Below are 18,138 nucleotides of genomic sequence, written 5' to 3'. Positions count from 1 at the left end.
TATTAAGTTGAGGTTGCTATGTCTATTCTGGTTAAAAATAACATTCATTGGGTGGGTCAACGTGACTGGGAAGTACGTGATTTTCACGGGACGGAATACAAAACGCTGCGCGGTAGCAGCTACAACAGCTATCTCATTCGTGAAGGTAAAAACGTCCTGATCGATACCGTCGATCACAAATTCAGCCGCGAGTTCGTGCAGAACCTGCGCAGCGAAATCGATCTGAATGAGATCGACTACATTATCATCAACCACGCGGAAGAGGATCATGCCGGGGCGCTGACCGAGCTGATGTCCCACATTCCGGATACCCCGATCTACTGCACCACTAACGCCATTGACTCCATCAACGGCCACCACCACCATCCGGAGTGGAACTTCCACACTGTGAAAACCGGCGACACGCTGGATATCGGCAACGGCAAACAGCTGATCTTCGTGGAAACCCCAATGCTGCACTGGCCGGACAGCATGATGACCTACATGACCGGTGACGCGGTGCTGTTCAGTAACGACGCCTTCGGCCAGCACTACTGCGACGAACGTCTGTTCAACGACGAAGTGGATCAGACCGAGCTGTTCGAACAGTGCCAACGCTACTACGCCAACATCCTGACCCCGTTCAGCCGTCTGGTCACGCCAAAAATCACCGAGATCCTCGGCTTCAACCTGCCGGTGGATATGATTGCCACCTCCCACGGCGTGGTATGGCGTGAAAATCCAACCCAGATTGTCGAACTGTACCTGAAGTGGGCGGCGGATTATCAGGAAGACCGCATTACGATCTTCTACGACACCATGTCCAACAACACCCGCATGATGGCGGACGCCATTGCCCAGGGCATCAACGAAGTTGACCCGAACGTGGCGGTGAAAATCTTCAACGTGGCGCGCAGCGATAAAAATGAGGTATTGACCAACGTCTTCCGCTCCAAAGGCGTGCTGGTGGGTACCTCCACCATGAATAACGTGATGATGCCGAAAATTGCCGGACTGGTGGAAGAGTTGACCGGCCTGCGCTTCCGTAACAAACGCGCCAGCGCCTTTGGTTCACACGGCTGGAGCGGCGGCGCGGTAGACCGTCTCTCCACCCGTTTACAGGATGCCGGTTTTGAGATGTCCCTGAGCCTGAAGGCGAAATGGCGTCCGGATCTCGACGCGCTGGAAATCTCTCGCCAGCACGGTCGCGACATTGCCCGCCAGTGGGCGCTTGCGCCACTGCCGGAAACCGCACCCGCCGCGGCTGTTGCGCCGGAAGCCGTAGCAGAAGCCGCTCCTGCCGCTGCCGACCTCGGCCCTTGCATGCAGTGCAGCGTCTGCCAGTGGATTTACGATCCTGAGCTGGGCGAGCCGTTGCAGGATGTCGCGCCGGGTACGCCATGGAGCGAGGTGCCGGACAACTTCCTCTGCCCGGAATGTTCCCTCGGGAAAGACGTCTTTGATGAACTGGCAACGGAGGCAAAATGAGCCACGGCATCGTCATTATCGGCTCGGGCTTTGCCGCCCGCCAGCTGGTGAAAAATATCCGCAAACAGGATGCTAACGTGCCGTTGACGGTAATCGCCGCCGACAGCATGGATGAGTACAACAAGCCTGATTTAAGCCACGTCATTAGCCAGAATCAGCGCGCCGACGATCTCACCCGCCAGACGGCGGGGGAGTTTGCAGAACAGTTTAACCTGCGTCTGTTTCCGTACACCTGGGTGACCGATATCGACGCCGACGCCCACGTGGTGAACGCGAAAGATAAAACCTGGCACTACGACAAGCTGGTGCTGGCGACGGGGGCATCGGCGTTTGTGCCGCCGGTTGAGGGCCGCGAACTAATGGTCACGCTCAACAGCCAGCAGGAGTATCAGGCCAGCGAGACCCTGTTACGCGACGCCACGCGGGTGATGATTGTCGGCGGCGGGCTGATTGGCACCGAGCTGGCGATGGACTTCTGCCGGGCGGGAAAATCCGTCACCCTGGTTGACCACGCGGCCAGCATTCTGTCAGCGCTGATGCCAGCAGAAGTAAGCAGTCGCTTACAGCATCGTCTGACCGACATGGGCGTGCATCTGCTGCTGAAATCGCATTTGCAGAGCCTGAGCAAAACCGAAACCGGCATTTGTGCGACGCTCGACCGCAACCGCAGCGTGGAAGTGGATGTGGTAATTGCGGCGACGGGGTTGCGCCCGGAAACCGCGCTGGCGCACCGCGCGGGCGCAGAGATCAATCGCGGCGTGAAGGTGGACAGCTACCTGCAAACCACCCAGCCGGATATTTATGCCCTGGGCGACTGCGCGGAAATTAACGGCCAGGTGCTGCCGTTCCTGCAACCGATTCAGTTAAGCGCCATGTTCCTGGCGAAAAACCTGCTCGGCGGCAACGCCCCGGTGAAATTACCCGCCATGCTGGTGAAGGTAAAAACGCCGGAACTACCGCTGCATCTCGCAGGTGAAACGCAGCGTCAGGATCTGGACTGGCAGATTGCCCTTTCGCCTCAGGGCATGGTGGCGCGCGGCACCGATACTGCCGGTCAGATGCGCGCCTTTGTGGTCAGCGAAGACAGAATGAAGGAGGCCTTCGCGCTGCTGAAATCGTTACCTGCTTAACCCTCGTCATGCCGGGCGGCGCTCCGCTTACCCGGCCTACAGTACTGCCACGCTTACTTAACCTTTGGATTTTATTGTCCACCGCCCCGATGTCCCGGGGCTTTTTTTATGGCTACCCTTTCAGCGTCAGGAGCGCACCACCAGCGCGTCATAACCGCGCCAGCGGTAGTTCGCCATCGAGATCAGCCAGCAGGCGACAAACAGCCCGACCACCACAAATCCGGCATCGCCCAGGTTATCGTTCACCGCGCCAATCAGATCCCACACGCCGCCGCTGAGGGAGAACTTGTCCATCAGCAGACCCAGCGCTTCCAGGCCGCCGATAAACAGCGCCACTACCACCGAAGTGCCGGTGATGGTCATGTTGTAGTACAGCTTGCGCTGCGGCTTGTTAAACGCCCAGCCGTAGGCACCCACCATCAGCAGGTTATCGAGCGTATCCACCAGCGCCATGCCGCTGGCGAAGAGCGCCGGGAAGATCATGATCGACCACACCGACATCCCGCTGGAGGCGCTGGCGGCGGAGATCCCCAGCACGCCGATTTCGGTGGCCGTGTCAAAGCCGAGGCCAAACAGGAAACCGACCAGGTACATCTGCCAGCTTTTATTGACGAGGCGGAAGGTTTTGCCGAACAGCCAGTTCATGACGCCACCCTGTGCAGGCAGCGTGATGTCGCCCTGCGCCGGCCTGCCGTGTTTCAGTGCCTGAAAACTGCGCCAGACGCCGCGCAGGATCACCATATTCACCAGCGCCATCGCCAGCAGGAAGGTGGCGGAGACGGCGGTGCCAATCAGGCTGCCGGTTTCGTGGAACCATGCCATGTTTTTCTGAAACGCCGTGGCGGTAGCGGCGATAGCAATGGAGGCCAGCACCACGATGGTGGAGTGTCCGAGGGAAAACCATGCGCCCACGCCGGACGGGCGCTTGCCCTGCTGCATCATCTTACGCGTCACGGTATCAATCGCGGCGATATGGTCGGCATCCACCGCATGACGCAGTCCGTAACACCAGGCCAGCAGGCTGGCCGCCATCAGCGCCGTACTGTCGCTAAAGGTGTGCCACGCCAGCCCCCAGGCCAGCAGGTTAGCCATCCCGAGAGCCAGCAGCAGGCACGCTGCACGAGGTTCATTGCGTAACAGTCGTAACATTTTAAGTCCTTTGTAAACATGATCGGGAGGCAGCAACCACCGCCTGCCCGAAGGAGATCGCTCCGTCACCTGCGGGCAGGCGCGAAGGAAAAAGAAGCGTGAAATCAGAAAGGTAATGACGAAGGCGCGCGCGCAGCAGGCGGTTGTGAAGGACGCCGCCGCTGAAGCACACCGTAGAGAGCGACCGTCGGCGGGCATGCGTTGCCGCCAGTTCGCTCAGCCCTTTTGCCAGCGCATCGTGAAAGGCCCAGGCGCGCTCGCCGGGCTCCGCCCGCCAGGCCAGCCACTGCTGCCAGAACAGCGCAAGGTTATCCGTCTGGAGCGTCACCGGATGATCAACCCCTGCACAGCGTTCGGCCAGCGCCTCCAGCCGGCACGCGGCTTCGCCCTCATAGCGTTGCGTTTCAATGCCCAGCGCACAGGCCACGGCGTCGAACAGACGACCACAGGAGGAGGCCCGCGGCGCATTGATACCGCGCGACACCGCCGTTGCCAGCAGCGGCCAGTTTTGACGCTGTACCACCTCAGTTTCCGGGTACTGCTGCCAGTCAGGTACGAACGCCAGACAGTGGGCGAGCAAATTGCGCCACGGCTGTTTTGCCGCCAGATCGCCCCCCGGCAGCGCAACGGCTGGCAGACCGCCCAGCCGTTCGCAGTCGCGATAGTTCACCCGCAGGCACTCGCCGCCCCACAGCGCGCCGTTCTCGCCCATGCCGATCCCGTCCAGCGTCAGGGCAATAACATCCCCGCCGTCGAGCGGCCAGCCGTTCTCCGCCAGACACGCTACCGCATGCGCATGATGATGCAGCACGGTCTCAACGGGCAGCGCTTGCGTCCGGGCCCACTGTCGGGCGTGGTATCCCGGATGGGCATCGCACACCACACGCTCTGGCTGGAAAGCGTAGATCTCCTGCATCGTCGAGAGCGCGCTGCGCCACTGCGCCTCTACGCCCTCGTCGCTCAGATCGCCAAAATGCTGGCTCAGCACCGCCTGGTTGCCACGTACCAGGCAGAAGGTATTTTTCATCTCCGCGCCGGTGCATAACATGGGCGGGATGTCACGGAATCCGGCGGGCAATGTGATGGCATCCGGCACAAAACCGCGTGAGCGACGCAGCATCGTGCCCTCCTGGTCCATCACTGAATCATCCATCCGTTGCAGGATGTCGCGGTTGTGCAGCAGGAAGCCGTCAGCGATGTCACTGAGTTCTTCCAGCGCCTGCTGGTTGCTTATGGCGGGTGGATGGCCACTGAGGTTGGCGGAGGTCATCACCAGCGGACGCTGACAGTCCAACATCAGCAAATGCTGGAGCGGGTTCGCAGGCAACATCACACCAACCGTATTCAGCCCCGGCGCAATCTCCTCAGGAAACGCTGGAAGGCAGGCTTTTGGCGTCAGCATAATCGGCGCAGCGGGTGAACGTAACAGCGTCTGGATGGTCTTCGGCAGACCGTTCGCATGCGGGATCATCACCGCCAGCGGCCTGGTCGGGCGCTGCTTGCGTGCCCGCAATTTCCGAATCGCCTGCGGGTTAAGCGCGTCGCAGACCAGGTGAAAACCGCCCAGCCCTTTGACCGCCACAATCCCGCCGCCTTTCAGCATCGCCACCGCCGCGCTTAACGCCGATTCGCGGGTGGCGGTAGCCTCCCCGGCTCGCCACTCCAGCTGCGGCCCGCAATCCGGGCAGGCCACCGGCTGGGCGTGAAAACGCCGGTCAGCCGGGTTGCGGTACTCCGTTTCACAGGGCACACAGAGCGGGAATGGCGCCATTGACGTGGCCGGGCGGTCATAGGGCATAGCGCGGATAATGGTAAACCGCGGCCCGCAGTGGGTGCAGTTGATAAAGGGGTAGCGGTAGCGACGTTCGCGGGGATCGCGCATCTCCGCCAGGCACGCGGGACAGGTGGCGGCATCCGGGACGATTTGCGTGTCCATCGCCCCACTCTCGCTGTGGCGGATGACAAACTCGTCCGGCAGCGTATTCCAGCTGTACGGCTGCGTTTCAACGCGATCGATGCGCGCCAGCGGTGGGCAGTCCTGGCGCAGTCTCGCGGTAAAGTCACCCCCACTACCCGCGAGACGCACCAGGACACCCTCTCCGTCGTTGCAGACATCGCCCGCCAGCCCCAGCTGGTGTGCAAGTTGCCAGACGAAGGGACGAAACCCCACGCCCTGCACCTTGCCGCGCACCCGCAGCTGAACGCCGTTGCTGCTCATACGGTTCAGAACAGCAGTGATGACGAGGTGTCGAACGCCGCGCGACGGCGCTTTTCGGCGCTCATCTGCTCAAGCTTGTCGCGATCGACGCAGACCAGCGCATGCGTCGGACAGGCTTCCATACACGCCGGACCGGCGTCGCGGTGGTAGCAGAGGTCACATTTATTGGCTTCGGCTTTCTCCGCGCGCACGCTCAGCCCGATACCGCTGTTGCGAACCACCGGGCGAACCACCACCTCCATCGCGCCATACGGACACGCCACCACACAGGTTTTGCACCCGATGCAGCGCTCCTGCATCACATGCACGAAGCCTTTCTCGCGCTTAATCGCCCCGTTCGGACAGACGTTGGCGCACGGCGCGTCTTCACACTGGCGACAGATAGCGGCGGTAGAAATATTCACGCCTTTAATGACGTGGATGCGCGGCAGAAAGGTATCAGGGGTGAGAGAGGCGCAATCCTGCTCTGCCTGATGGGACACCACGCACGCCACTTCACAGGTACGGCAACCAATGCATTTGCTGGCATCGGCCATAATAAAACGGTTCATCTGCTTCTCCGGCATAACTGTTATGCGCGAAGCTATTCATAAACCGTGCCAATATTTAATGCGTTGATTTTAAAGCGAAATAAAAAGAAGTAGTTCTGTCATCGTCATTAGTGACGATGACAGATGTCGACGTCAGCGATGCGGGCCGTCAATAACGGAGTCGCGCAGGATAAGCTCGCCGGAGAAGGTTTGCTGAAGCTTAAACTCACCGCCGTCGAGCATGAAAATCAGGCGGCTGATGGTCTCCTGGATCATCTCCGTTACCTGAATACGCACGCTGGAGAGGGACGGCACGATATAGGGCGCGATTGCCACGTCGTCAAAGCCGATGACGGACACCGCGCCCGGCGTGGCGACGCCGCTCTCGTGCAACTGCCTGATGGCGCCAATCGCCATATCGTCGTTACTCGCCACCAGCGCGGTAAACGCTTCGCCGCGGGTGAGCAGCTGAGAGACCGCCGCCGCGCCGCTAGCCGGGCTCCACTTCCCTTCGGCGATCAGCGCGTCACGAACTGCAATCCCGTGCTGCGCCAGCGCGTCCTTGTAGCCGGAAAGACGCTCCACCCCGGTGGGGGAATCCAGCGAACCGGTGATAAACGCAATCTCCCGGTGGCCTTTCGCGATCAGCTGCGATACCGCGTCCTGACACGACGCTTTATGATCGGACCAGACGCTGTGGCTGCTGTTTTTCCGCAAACGGCGGTTGAGCACCATAATCGGCTGCTCGCATTTCTCAATAATTTCGTCCAGCGCTTCCACGCTCAGAAAACGCGGGTAGATGATTACCGCGTCGCAGCGCATGTCGAGCAGGTACTGGATCGCCTCGCGCTCCTCTTCGGCGCTGTGCTTGCCGTCCGCCAGGATCAGCTGACGCCCCTTCTCTTCCGTCATCCGCGCGGCGTTAAACAGCAGCTCGCTAAAGTAGACCCCATGGTACAGGGTGTTTGTCACCACCAGCCCCAGGGTCTGGGTGCGTTTGGTCGCCAGGTTTCGCGCCAGCAGATTGGGGCGATACCCACTCTCTTCGATGGCCTGAAACACGCGGTCTTTCGTCTCCTGGCTGACGTAACCGTTCCCCGACAGCACCCGCGAGACCGTCGCTTTTGACACGCCTGCCCGCTTCGCCACTTCCAGCATCGTGGTCATAGTGTTATTCCATTCAAAACTGATGAGCCGCAGTGTACTTCACCGCAGAAAAATTGTCGCAGCGGCGTTATCACGCTTTTTACGGCCACGAGTGATCGTCATCACGAAACGAAAAAATGCATAAAAAGTGGTCTTGTTTCATTAAAAGAAACTCATGATGATTATGTGAAACCGGTTTCCTACACTTCTCACAACGATAACAGGATCACATCCGATGGCAAAAAATTACGCTGCGCTGGCAAACGACGTTGTTAGCGCGCTGGGCGGTAAAGAGAACATCGTCGCCGTCACCCACTGCATGACGCGCCTGCGCTTCGTTCTGAAAGACGAAAGCCTTACCGACACCGCGCGCCTGAAAAGCATCAGCGGCGTGCTCGGCGTGGTGCGCAACGACAACCAGTGCCAGGTAATCATCGGCAACACCGTGTCCCAGGCATACCGTGAAGTGGTGAGCCTGCTGCCCGCTAACCTGCAACCTGCCGTAGCGGAAGGTCCACAGAAGCTCACGCTGCGCCGGATTGGCGCCGGGATCCTCGACGCGCTGATCGGCACTATGTCTCCGCTGATCCCGGCGATCATCGGCGGGTCGATGGTCAAGCTGCTGGCGATGATCCTTGAGATGACCGGCGTGCTGGGCAAAGGTGACCCGACGCTGACGATCCTGACCGTTATCGGCGATGGCGCGTTCTTCTTCCTGCCGCTGATGGTGGCGGCGTCCGCGGCGGTGAAGTTCAAAACCAACATGTCCCTGGCGATAGCCATTGCGGGCGTGCTGGTTCACCCGAGCTTTATTGAGCTGATGGCCAAGGCCGCGCAGGGCGAGCACGTTGAGTTCGCGTTCATTCCGGTGACGGCGGTGAAATACACCTATACCGTTATCCCGGCGCTGGTGATGACCTGGTGCCTGTCGTACATCGAACGCTGGGTGGATCGCATTACCCCGGCGGTGACGAAAAACTTCCTCAAGCCGATGCTGATCGTGCTGATTGCCGCCCCGCTCGCCATCGTACTGATTGGCCCGCTGGGGATCTGGATCGGCAGCGCCATCTCCGCGCTGGTCTACACCATTCACGGCTATCTGGGCTGGCTCTCCGTTGCCATTATGGGCGCGCTGTGGCCGCTGCTGGTGATGACCGGGATGCACCGCGTGTTTACGCCGACCATCATCCAGACCATTGCCGAAACGGGCAAAGAAGGGATGGTGATGCCGTCGGAAATCGGCGCCAACCTGTCGCTCGGCGGTTCATCGCTGGCGGTAGCGTGGAAAACCAAAAACCCGGAGCTGCGCCAGACGGCGCTGGCCGCGGCGGCCTCCGCCATCATGGCGGGGATCTCTGAACCGGCCCTGTACGGCGTGGCGGTACGCCTGAAGCGTCCGCTGATTGCGAGTCTGATCAGCGGCTTTATCTGCGGCGCGGTGGCAGGAATGGCCGGTCTTGCCAGCCATTCGATGGCGGCGCCGGGGCTGTTTACCAGCGTGCAGTTCTTCGACCCGGCCAACCCGATGACCATCGTCTGGGTGTTTGGCGTGATGGGTCTGGCAGTGGTGCTGTCGTTTGTGCTGACCCTGCTGTTAGGGTTTGAGGATATCCCGGTAGAAGACGAAGCCGAAAAAGCACGCGCCCTGCAAACCGCACCGGTACAGAACAAAGCAGCAGAAGCATAAACTGAAAGCGAGGTAAGAATGTCTGTTTTTCCACAAGGATTTTTATGGGGCGGCGCGCTTGCCGCCAACCAGAGTGAAGGGGCTTGCCGTGAAGGCGGCAAAGGACTGACGACGGTCGATATGATCCCCCACGGCGCAAACCGCCTGGCGGTAAAAGTCGGCAAGGAAAAACGGTTTTCGTTGCGGGACGACGAATTCTACCCGAGCCACGAGGCGATTGATTTTTACCATCGCTACAAAGAAGACATCGCCCTGATGGCGGAGATGGGCTTTACGGTGTTCCGCACCTCGATTGCCTGGAGCCGCCTCTACCCGAACGGCGACGAACCGCTGCCGAATCAGGAAGGCATTGCCTTCTACCGCGCGGTGTTCGAGGAGTGTAAAAAGTACAACATCGAGCCGCTGGTCACGCTCTGCCATTTCGACGTGCCGATGCACCTGGTGACGGAGTACGGCTCCTGGCGCAACCGTAAGATGGTGGATTTCTTCGCCCGCTACGCCCGCACCTGCTTTGAAGAATTTAACGGGCTGGTGAAATACTGGCTGACCTTCAACGAAATCAACATCATGCTGCACAGCCCGTTCTCCGGCGCGGGGCTGGTGTTTGAGGAAGGTGAAAACGAAGATCAGGTGAAATACCAGGCTGCGCACCACGAGCTGGTGGCGAGCGCGCTGGCGACCAAAATTGCCCACGAGGTAAACCCGGAAAACCAGGTCGGCTGCATGCTGGCGGGCGGCAATTTTTACCCCTGGTCCTGCAAGCCGGAAGACGTGTGGATGGCGCTGGAGAAAGACCGCGAGAACCTGTTCTTTATCGACGTGCAGGCGCGCGGCAGCTATCCGGCCTACTCCGCCCGCGTGTTCCGCGAGAAAGGCGTGGTGATTGTCAAAGACCCGGGCGACGATGAACTGCTGAAAAACACCGTCGACTTTGTCTCGTTCAGCTATTACGCCTCGCGCTGCGCGTCGGCGGACATGAACGCGGGCAACACCAGCGCGGCGAACATCGTGAAGTCCCTGCGTAACCCACACATTCAGGTGAGCGAGTGGGGCTGGGGCATCGACCCGCTCGGCCTGCGCATCACCATGAACATGATGTACGACCGCTACCAGAAGCCGCTGTTCCTGGTGGAAAACGGCCTCGGGGCGAAGGACGTCATTGATGAAAACGGCGAGATCAACGACGACTACCGCATCAGCTACCTGCGCGAGCATATCCGCGCGATGGGCGACGCGATTGAGGACGGCGTACCGCTGCTGGGCTACACCACCTGGGGCTGCATTGACCTTGTCTCGGCCTCAACGGGGGAAATGAGCAAGCGCTACGGGTTTGTATACGTCGACCGGGACGACGCCGGGAACGGCACGCTGGACCGCAGGCGTAAGAAATCGTTCTGGTGGTATAAGAAGGTGATTGCGAGTAACGGGGGGGATCTCGAGTAGCCTGTTGCCCTCACCCCAGCCCTCTCCCACAGGGAGAGGGAGATGGGTTTGGTAGGCCGGGTAAGGCGAAGCCGCCACCCGGCACTGCTCAGAGCGGAGAAAAACCTCCATCCCCAACCCACCCTGCAAGCCGTGAATACACCCCCTCCACCGCCTCTTTCACCGGCGGCGTCATCGGGTAATAAAACCCGACAATATCCGGCTGAATGCCCAAAAACAGCACCTCGCCCACGTCGTCTTTGATCTGATCCACCAGGTAGTTCAGCGGCATATTGTGGGTGGTCATCATAAACATCTCGGCGATGTCGTCCGGGTCAATCAGGCGGATCTCGCCGGGGTTAAGCCCCATATCGGTGGCATCGACGATTAACAGCCTGTCCGGATGCAGTTCACGGATGGCGACCACGTCGTTTTCCGGCGCGCTGCCGCCGTCAATCACCACCCAGTTGCCCGGCGGGTTTGCGGCGCACAGTTCCGCCAGCAGCGGACCCGCGCCGTCGTCGCCCATCATGCTGTTGCCGACACACAGTAAAACGTCAGTCACGTAATCTCCTCACCATCAGGTAGATGGCGCTCTCCTGATGAATATCGTGCAGCATGCCGAGCAGCGTTTTGCTCCACGCCTGCTGCGCCGGGGTTTGTACGCTCAGCGCCGCGTCAAAGGCGTTAGCGAGCATCGCAATGTGGTTGGCGTCGATGACGATCTCGCCATACTTCGGCACGCCCTCCATCTTGCGCCGCGCCGTACTGCCCTCCTCCAGCGTGGCGATCCACGCCAGGTATTCCGGCCACGGGCAGGTTAACGCCGCCTCCAGGCAGTCGATCACCCCGAGGTGGTGCCCAATCGCCAGGCTGTAATAGACCACCTGCTGCGCCGCATCCGGCGTGGCATCGTTCTCATCAATAAACTTACGGCTCAGCTGGCTGAACACCACCGTTTCACTCATCGGATACGCGCCTCATCCACAATGTTGTTCAGGTTCGCCACGATCTCATTGAGACGCGGATCGTTCTCGGCCTCCAGCCAGCGCGCTACCTGATGGTCGCCCTGGCTGAGCAGACGCAGATAATCGTCGGCAATCTGGCGTCCGTAGCGGTAGCCCGCCAGCCTGCGTGCCGTGCGGTCGATCTTCACCCGCAGCGGTTGCACCATATCCGGGTGCAGGATAGTGGCTGGCTGGTTGTCCAGCTCGCCTGGCTCGCGGGCGTGGATCTTCTGCTCCAGCAGGCCGAGCGCCATGGCAAAACCGTACAGCGTGGCGGCGGGCGTCGGCGGGCAGCCCGGAATGTAGACGTCCACCGGCACGATTTTGTCGGTGCCGCCCCAGACGCAGTAAAGATCGTGGAAGATGCCGCCGCTGTTGCCGCAGGCGCCGTAGGAGATGCAGATTTTCGGATCCGGCGCAGACTGCCAGGCGCGCAGCGCAGGCGAGCGCATCGCGCGGGTGACCGCGCCGGTGAACAGCAGGATATCCGCGTGGCGCGGGGACGGCACCACCTTGATGCCGAAGCGCTCGGCGTCAAACAGCGGCGACAGCGTAGCGAAGATCTCAATCTCGCAGCCGTTGCAGCCACCGCAGTCCACGCGATAGACGTAGGCCGAGCGTTTGATTTTTTTCAGCAGCGACGCCTTCATGCTGGCGATGGACTCCTCCACCGTCAGCGGCACCGGAATGCCGTTAGCGTCGCGCGGGCCGAGTAAGTTTTCCATCAGCTGGCCTCTCTCATATGGCGGGTTAAATCGATGCGGTCAGACGGCAGCAGGCATTTCTGACGCTTGCACTCCGGGCAGGTTTCGAAGCTTTCACGGTGATGCTCCGCGCGGACGTCGCCGTTGTGCTTCAGCAGCGCGATGGCGTAGTCGATCTCTTTTTGCACGGCGAACGGACGCTTGCAGACGCGGCAGTTGCACAGCGCAAAGCGCGATTGCTGGAGGAAGTCCTCTTTTTTCCACACCGCCAGCTCGTACTCCTGAGACAGGCGAATGGCGACCGTCGGGCAGACCTCCTCGCAGCGGCCGCAGAAGATGCAGCGCCCGAGGTTAAACTGCCAGGCCAGCTCGCCGGTTTTCAGGTCCGTTTCCACCGTTAAGGCATTCGACGGGCAGGCGTTGACGCAGGCCGCGCAGCCGATGCACTGCTGCGGGTTGTGCTCCGGCTTGCCGCGAAAGTTTTTATCAACCGGGATCGGCTCCAGCGGATAACTGCTGGTCTGCGCGCCGGTTTTGATCACTTTTTTGATAAAGGTAAACATGGCGAATCCTTATTTCAGCGGCGAGTTCTTACGCTCGATGCTGTAGCGCTCAAGCTCTTTGTACGGCACCACCTGGCTTTTCTTCTTGCGCACGTCCACGACGGTCATGCGGTCGGTGCAGGAGTAACACGGGTCGAGGCTGCCGATGATCAGCGGCGCGTCGGAGACCGTGTTGCCGCGAAGCATGTAGCGCAGGGTTGGCCAGTTGGCGTAGGTCGCCGCACGGCAGCGCCAGCGGTAGAGCTTCTGGTTGTCGCCGGTCATGCTCCAGTGGATGTCGTCCCCGCGCGGCGCTTCGGCAAAGCCGAGGGCAAAGCGGTTTGGAATGTAGGTGAAGCCTTCCACCATCAGCGGGCCGCCCGGCAGGTTATCGAGGCCGTAGTCGATCATGTTCAGCGCGGTGAATACCTCGTTGATGCGCACCTTCAGACGGGAGATGACGTCGCAGCCCTGCTCGCTGTGCACGGTCATCGGCAGCAGGCCGTAGCCGACGAACGGGTGATCGGCGCGGGTATCGCGGGCGTGGCCGCTGGCGCGCACCATCGGACCAACGTTACTGAAGTCGCGGGCGATTTCCGGGTCAAGACGACCAATCCCGACGGTGCGCTGCTCAATGTTGGGCGTGCTGAGCAGCATATCCACCAGCTCCTGAACGTCCCGGCGCATCTGCTGCGCCAGCTGGCGGGTCTGGATCATGTCGTCTTTCAGCAGGTCGCGGCGGATCCCGCCGATCAGATTCAGGCCGTAGGTTTTACGCGCCCCGGTGAGGATCTCCGCCATCTTCATTGATGCCTCGCGCACGCGGAAGAACTGCATAAACCCGGAGTCAAATCCGACGAAATGGCAGGCCAGGCCGAGGTTCAGCAGGTGCGAGTGCAGGCGCTCCACCTCCAGCAGAATGGCGCGGATCATCTGCGCGCGTTCCGGCACCACGATCCCCATGCCGTTTTCCACCGAGGTGGTGTAGGCGGTGCTGTGGGCAAAGCCGCAGATGCCGCACACGCGGTCAGAAAGAAACGTCACTTCGTTGTAGCCCATGCGGGTCTCCGCCAGCTTCTCCATGCCGCGGTGGACGTAGAACAGGCGGTAGTCGGCGTCGATAATGTTCTCGCCGTCGACGAACAGGCGGAAGTGGCCCGGTTCGTCAGAGGTAACGTGCAGCGGGCCAATCGGCACCACGTTATTCTTCTTGCTGCCCAGCTCGTTGATGAACTCGTAGGTTTCGCTGTCGGTGGTTGGGGCCGGGCGCTGGCGGTAGTCCATGCTGTCCTTGCGCAGCGGATAGAGTTCATCCGGCCAGTCGTCCGGCAGCACCAGGCGACGCTCGTCAGGCAGGCCAACCGGCACCAGGCCGTACATGTCGCGCACTTCGCGCTCGCCCCAGACGGCGGCAGGCACGCGCGGCGTGACGGACGGGTATTCCGGTTTATTCGGGTCGACCTCGACGCGCACGGTGATCCAGCACTTCTCGCCCTGCTCCATCGACATCACGTAGTACACCGCGTAACTGCCGCACAGCTGGCGCTCGTCGTTACCGAACAACACCGACAGCCAGCCGCCCTGCTGGTAGTAGAGAAACTCCACCACTTCCGGCAGATAGTTCACCTTAATGGTGACGGTGATCTGGTCTTTGGTTTGCCAGGACTCCTCCAGCACCACGCCCGGGAAAGCCTGATGCAACGCGGCGAGATACTGCTGACCTTTCTTTTCTTCAGACATAAACACTCTCTTTAATCACGCCACCAGCAAGGAGACGAACGCTAAAAATGCAAAACCAAAACCAGCCCAGGTAATGCGTGACGTTTCGACAAAACGCAGGCGCGCCATGCTGTTTTCAAACAGGGCAATGACCAGCACGCCGATAAGCAGCTTGAGCACAGCCACCACCACGGCCAGCAGCAGGCCGCCCGCAGAGAAGTGCGTCATCTGCCCCCACGGGAAGAAAACGCCGACGAACATCTGCAACACCACCAGCTGCTTGAGGCTGATGCCCCACTTCAGCACCGCAAAGCCGTAGCCGCTGTACTCGGTGAGCGGCCCCTCCTGTAATTCCTGCTCCGCTTCCGCGAGATCGAACGGCAGCTTGCCCATCTCGATAAACGTGGCGAACGCGCAGGCGCAGAGCGCCAGCACCAGCGGTAGCGAACGTGAAACCGGCCAGTGGTAAACGGTGTCGGTGATGAAACTGATGTGGGTCGAGCCTGCAACCTGCGCGGCGATCCACAGCCCCAGCAGCAGAATTGGCTCAACCAGCACGCCGAGCATCGCCTCGCGGCTGGCACCGATACCCGTAAACGGGCTGCCGGTGTCCAGGCCCGCAATCGCAAAGAAGAAACGCGCGATGGCGAAGAGGTAGATCAGCGTAATCAGATCGCCCAGCACCGGCAGCGGCGACGCCACCGTCACCACCGGCAGCGCGGTGGCGATGGTCAGCATCACGCCCACCATCACAAACGGCGTCAGGCGGAACACCCAGCCCGCGGCATCCGGCGCGACGCTCTGACGGGAGAGCAGTTTGAAGAGATCGCGGTACTCCTGGAGCACGCCAGGTCCGCGACGGTTGTGCAGCCGGGCGCGCGCCACGCGCGTGATGCCCGACAGCAGCGGCGCGGCGGCGAACAGCACCAGCGCCTGAAGAATTGCCAGTAACAGACTCATGTCAGGCTCCTCGTGAAATGACAATCACCACCAGCACCGCCAGCTCGATCAGCGCCAGGCGGCGGAACAGTACGGGCACGGCGGCCCCCTGCCAGCCCGGCACCCAGCCCACCGGGTTCAGCCAGTGGCGCAGCTTCAGCACGGCGGCAAAGTTCTCTTTCACCGGCATGGCGAAACCGTGGGCGGTGATAACCATCGACTGCTCGTGTTCGTAGCCGCAGGCCCACGCCGCGCCGCGCGAGCGGGAGGCGAGACGGTCGCGTCTGAAGAACAGCATCAGCACGAACGGCAGGAGCGGCGCGGCAATCAGCAGCAGCGCCATCATCGGCTGGGAAACGACGCTATGCGCCGTGACCAGCGGCAGCGGAATGGCGTGGCCCAGCTGCGGCAGCAGCCACGGCGCGGCAACCCCGCCCGCGATGCAGCACAGCGCCAGCGCGACCACGCTGGTGGTCATCAGTACCGGGGCGCAGCAGGCGTTTTCCGCTTCTCGGGTGCGCGGCGCGCCCAGGAAGGTGACACCGTAAACTTTAGCCATACACATCACCGCCAGCGCGCCGGTGATCGCCAGGCCCACCGCCAGCAGCGGGCCGAGTAAACGCCCGATAAACGCCTCGCTCTGGCCGAGGGCGAAGAAGGATTGATAAATCACCCACTCGCCGGCAAAGCCGTTCAGCGGCGGCAGCGCAGCCATCGCCATCAGCCCGACCAGCATCGCCAGCGAAATGACGGGCATTTTTTTGCCAATCCCGCCGAGCTTCTCAATATCGCGGTGCCCGGTGCGGAACCAGACGCTGCCCGCGCCGAGGAACAGGGTGCTTTTAAACAAGCTGTGGTTGATAAGGTGATACAGACCGCCAATAAACCCGGCGGCAATCAGCGCCGGCTGGTTGAGCGCCAGCCCGGTGACGCCTGCGCCCATGCCGAGCAGGATAATCCCGATGTTCTCCAGGGTGTGGTACGCCAGCAGACGCTGGATGTTGTGCTCCATCAGCGCGTAGAGGCCACCGACGAACGCGGTGATCATCCCCGCAATCAGCAACGCCACGCCCCACCACAGCGGCGGCTGATCGCCCGTCAGGGTTATCGTCAGGATGCCGAACAGACCGACCTTCATCACCACGGTGGAGAACAGCGCAGCGGCCGGGGCTGAGGCATTGGCATGCGCCTGCGGCACCCAGCCGTGCAGCGGGATTATCCCGGCCAGCAGGCCAAAACCGACTACGCTCAACAGCCAGACGTCGTTGCCCAGCGGCTGGCCGTTAAGCGCGGCGAAATCCAGCGTGCCGAAACGCTGCCACACCAGCCAGCAGGCCAGCGCCAGCAGCAGCGTGCCGAGACGTCCGAGCGCAAACCACAGCTTGCCGGAGGCGCTGCATCCGGTCAGGAACACGCCGCACAGGGCCATGATTTCAGCCATCACCACCAGCGCGCCGAGGTTGCTGGCGACAACGGTACAGACCGCGGCGGCCATCAACAGGTTAACCAGCAGGCCGTTGGCTTTGGTGTGCTGATGGCGGTGCCAATCGATATTAAACAGGCTGATAAACAGCCCGCACAGGCCAAAGGTTATCAGCCAGATGGCGTTCAGCGGCGTAAGCTCAACGGCGTGGTGAATCAGCGGGATGAGGGTGTCGACGGATTGCCCGTCGATCAGGACAACCCCGCCCGCCGCCAGCGTCATCAGGCTGCCGACCGCCCCGCCGATACCGGCGATCACGCCGCTCAGCGTTTTATGGAAGGCGAGGAGCAGCGCCAGGACAGCGGCGGCGGCAAACCAGGCCACGCCGCTGGTCATCATAACTATCGCGTTCATTTCGCCCCCTCGTTAAGCGCCCGCAGCAGCGAAAGATCGCCGACGTCGGTATTGATGGTCAGCTCACGCTTGCGTTTGCTGGTGCGAGCGATGTCGCGGATGTTGACCAGGACCAGCGCCCGGGTCGGGCAGGTCCGCACGCAGGCCGGACCCTGCTCATCGAAGCTGCACAGGTCGCACTTCACCGCAACGGCGCGAATGCCCGGCACCCAGTCCAGCAGCGTGCTCACACGTGCCGGAGCCGGTGGCGCAGGCGGCGCTTTCGGGGTATTGGCATTCGCCGGAATATGCAGCGGACGGCTGCCGGAAAACTCAATGGCGCCGAACGGACAGGCGATGCCGCACAGCTTGCAGCTCACGCACAGGCTTTCGTTCAGCTGTACCGCGCCGTCAACGCGGGTGATGGCATTGACAGGACAAACGCCCGCGCACGGGGCGTCTTCACAGTGGTGACAGAGCTGCGGGGCAGACTCTTTCTCATTACGCATGACGCGCAGGCGCGGCATGGACTGTAGCCCGTGCAGGCGGTGCGTTTCCGAGCACGCCGCCTCACAGGTCCGACAGCCAATACAGACCGTCGAGTCAGCAATTACAAAACGGTTCACCGGGTCATCCTCTGGTGATGGTCATTTTTGACGAAA

General features: G+C 61.3%; 16 protein-coding genes. 4 read left to right on the top strand and 12 right to left on the bottom strand.

Translation table 11 applies throughout. From position 1 onward, the window contains the following. Positions 1–18 precede the first annotated feature (18 nt). Entirely contained in the window at positions 19–1,467 is a 1,449-nt protein-coding gene (norV, locus tag ACOTXD_RS02675) for an anaerobic nitric oxide reductase flavorubredoxin (RefSeq protein WP_061856244.1), read from the top strand. Continuing rightward, complete coding sequence (gene norW / locus ACOTXD_RS02670; RefSeq protein WP_032660112.1) at positions 1,464–2,597, top strand: NADH:flavorubredoxin reductase NorW; 1,134 nt, start codon at positions 1,464–1,466, stop codon at positions 2,595–2,597. The genes norV and norW overlap by 4 nt, the downstream gene beginning before the upstream one ends. Positions 2,598–2,723: 126 nt before the next feature. Here the strand turns inward: norW and ACOTXD_RS02665 are convergent, their stop codons facing one another. The 4 genes from ACOTXD_RS02665 to ACOTXD_RS02650 all read right to left on the bottom strand — a co-directional run bounded on the left by ACOTXD_RS02665 (position 2,724) and on the right by ACOTXD_RS02650 (position 7,661). Beyond that, positions 2,724–3,746 (bottom strand): HoxN/HupN/NixA family nickel/cobalt transporter, encoded by a 1,023-nt coding sequence (locus ACOTXD_RS02665; RefSeq protein WP_023314717.1) that lies wholly within the window; start codon positions 3,744–3,746, stop codon positions 2,724–2,726. Between the two features lies 1 nt (position 3,747). Next, complete coding sequence (gene hypF / locus ACOTXD_RS02660; RefSeq protein WP_096946738.1) at positions 3,748–5,964, bottom strand: carbamoyltransferase HypF; 2,217 nt, start codon at positions 5,962–5,964, stop codon at positions 3,748–3,750. Between the two features lie 5 nt (positions 5,965–5,969). Next, positions 5,970–6,515: an electron transport protein HydN gene (hydN, locus tag ACOTXD_RS02655; protein WP_017382793.1), complete on the bottom strand. Its 546-nt coding sequence runs from the start codon at positions 6,513–6,515 to the stop codon at positions 5,970–5,972. A 132-nt stretch (positions 6,516–6,647) separates the two neighbouring features. Next, entirely contained in the window at positions 6,648–7,661 is a 1,014-nt protein-coding gene (locus ACOTXD_RS02650) for a LacI family DNA-binding transcriptional regulator (RefSeq protein WP_421766366.1), read from the bottom strand. A gap of 214 nt (positions 7,662–7,875) precedes the next feature. Between ACOTXD_RS02650 and ascF the strand changes: the two genes are divergently transcribed. Together ascF and ACOTXD_RS02640 are read left to right on the top strand one after the other, a co-directional pair. Next, entirely contained in the window at positions 7,876–9,327 is a 1,452-nt protein-coding gene (gene ascF, locus ACOTXD_RS02645; protein WP_023314719.1) for a PTS cellobiose/arbutin/salicin transporter subunit IIBC, read from the top strand. Positions 9,328–9,345: 18 nt separating this feature from the next. Then, the gene (locus ACOTXD_RS02640) at positions 9,346–10,770 is read left to right on the top strand and encodes a 6-phospho-beta-glucosidase (RefSeq protein ID WP_061856248.1); all 1,425 of its coding nucleotides are present in this window, start codon (positions 9,346–9,348) and stop codon (positions 10,768–10,770) included. Positions 10,771–10,858: 88 nt separating this feature from the next. Here the strand turns inward: ACOTXD_RS02640 and hycI are convergent, their stop codons facing one another. Genes hycI through ACOTXD_RS02600 form a run of 8 tightly spaced genes read right to left on the bottom strand, consistent with a single transcriptional unit; the run spans position 10,859 to position 18,102 of the window. Next, positions 10,859–11,314, bottom strand: coding sequence for a hydrogenase maturation peptidase HycI (gene hycI, locus ACOTXD_RS02635; RefSeq protein WP_003862145.1), 456 nt, complete (start codon positions 11,312–11,314; stop codon positions 10,859–10,861). Continuing rightward, entirely contained in the window at positions 11,307–11,717 is a 411-nt protein-coding gene (locus ACOTXD_RS02630) for a formate hydrogenlyase maturation HycH family protein (RefSeq protein ID WP_003862143.1), read from the bottom strand. Before ACOTXD_RS02630 ends, hycI begins: the two co-directional genes overlap by 8 nt. Next, on the bottom strand, positions 11,714–12,481 hold the full coding sequence (locus ACOTXD_RS02625) for an NADH-quinone oxidoreductase subunit B family protein (RefSeq protein WP_003862141.1): 768 nt from the start codon (positions 12,479–12,481) through the stop codon (positions 11,714–11,716). The genes ACOTXD_RS02630 and ACOTXD_RS02625 overlap by 4 nt, the downstream gene beginning before the upstream one ends. Beyond that, positions 12,481–13,023 (bottom strand): formate hydrogenlyase complex iron-sulfur subunit, encoded by a 543-nt coding sequence (locus tag ACOTXD_RS02620; protein WP_003862138.1) that lies wholly within the window; start codon positions 13,021–13,023, stop codon positions 12,481–12,483. The genes ACOTXD_RS02625 and ACOTXD_RS02620 overlap by 1 nt, the downstream gene beginning before the upstream one ends. A gap of 9 nt (positions 13,024–13,032) precedes the next feature. Continuing rightward, positions 13,033–14,742, bottom strand: a complete 1,710-nt coding sequence (gene hycE, locus ACOTXD_RS02615) for a formate hydrogenlyase subunit HycE (RefSeq protein WP_022651741.1) — start codon at positions 14,740–14,742, stop codon at positions 13,033–13,035. Positions 14,743–14,757: 15 nt separating this feature from the next. Next, positions 14,758–15,681, bottom strand: coding sequence for a respiratory chain complex I subunit 1 family protein (locus tag ACOTXD_RS02610; protein WP_061856249.1), 924 nt, complete (start codon positions 15,679–15,681; stop codon positions 14,758–14,760). A 1-nt stretch (position 15,682) separates the two neighbouring features. Then, complete coding sequence (gene hycC / locus ACOTXD_RS02605; protein ID WP_045335698.1) at positions 15,683–17,497, bottom strand: formate hydrogenlyase subunit 3; 1,815 nt, start codon at positions 17,495–17,497, stop codon at positions 15,683–15,685. Then, positions 17,494–18,102: a 4Fe-4S dicluster domain-containing protein gene (locus tag ACOTXD_RS02600; protein ID WP_017692772.1), complete on the bottom strand. Its 609-nt coding sequence runs from the start codon at positions 18,100–18,102 to the stop codon at positions 17,494–17,496. Before ACOTXD_RS02600 ends, hycC begins: the two co-directional genes overlap by 4 nt. Positions 18,103–18,138: the final 36 nt, after the last annotated feature.

Source organism: Enterobacter cloacae complex sp. CDL013 (assembly GCF_049238805.1).
Taxonomy (GTDB): domain Bacteria; phylum Pseudomonadota; class Gammaproteobacteria; order Enterobacterales; family Enterobacteriaceae; genus Enterobacter; species Enterobacter hormaechei_C.
The sequence above is the reverse complement of the archived record's forward strand: the minus strand, read 5'-3'. Positions and strand labels throughout refer to the sequence as shown.

What these genes read in the sequence shown, in the direction of transcription:
- ACOTXD_RS02665 (WP_023314717.1), bottom strand. Translation starts at nt 3,746, where the DNA reads ATGTTACGACTGTTACGCAATGAACCTCGTGCAGCGTGCCTGCTGCTG.
- ACOTXD_RS02630 (WP_003862143.1), bottom strand. Translation starts at nt 11,717, where the DNA reads ATGAGTGAAACGGTGGTGTTCAGCCAGCTGAGCCGTAAGTTTATTGAT.
- ACOTXD_RS02620 (WP_003862138.1), bottom strand. Translation starts at nt 13,023, where the DNA reads ATGTTTACCTTTATCAAAAAAGTGATCAAAACCGGCGCGCAGACCAGC.
- ACOTXD_RS02625 (WP_003862141.1), bottom strand. Translation starts at nt 12,481, where the DNA reads ATGGAAAACTTACTCGGCCCGCGCGACGCTAACGGCATTCCGGTGCCG.
- ACOTXD_RS02610 (WP_061856249.1), bottom strand. Translation starts at nt 15,681, where the DNA reads ATGAGTCTGTTACTGGCAATTCTTCAGGCGCTGGTGCTGTTCGCCGCC.
- hycE (WP_022651741.1), bottom strand. Translation starts at nt 14,742, where the DNA reads ATGTCTGAAGAAAAGAAAGGTCAGCAGTATCTCGCCGCGTTGCATCAG.
- hydN (WP_017382793.1), bottom strand. Translation starts at nt 6,515, where the DNA reads ATGAACCGTTTTATTATGGCCGATGCCAGCAAATGCATTGGTTGCCGT.
- hycC (WP_045335698.1), bottom strand. Translation starts at nt 17,497, where the DNA reads ATGAACGCGATAGTTATGATGACCAGCGGCGTGGCCTGGTTTGCCGCC.
- ascF (WP_023314719.1), top strand. Translation starts at nt 7,876, where the DNA reads ATGGCAAAAAATTACGCTGCGCTGGCAAACGACGTTGTTAGCGCGCTG.
- norV (WP_061856244.1), top strand. Translation starts at nt 19, where the DNA reads ATGTCTATTCTGGTTAAAAATAACATTCATTGGGTGGGTCAACGTGAC.
- ACOTXD_RS02640 (WP_061856248.1), top strand. Translation starts at nt 9,346, where the DNA reads ATGTCTGTTTTTCCACAAGGATTTTTATGGGGCGGCGCGCTTGCCGCC.
- norW (WP_032660112.1), top strand. Translation starts at nt 1,464, where the DNA reads ATGAGCCACGGCATCGTCATTATCGGCTCGGGCTTTGCCGCCCGCCAG.
- ACOTXD_RS02650 (WP_421766366.1), bottom strand. Translation starts at nt 7,661, where the DNA reads ATGACCACGATGCTGGAAGTGGCGAAGCGGGCAGGCGTGTCAAAAGCG.
- hypF (WP_096946738.1), bottom strand. Translation starts at nt 5,964, where the DNA reads ATGAGCAGCAACGGCGTTCAGCTGCGGGTGCGCGGCAAGGTGCAGGGC.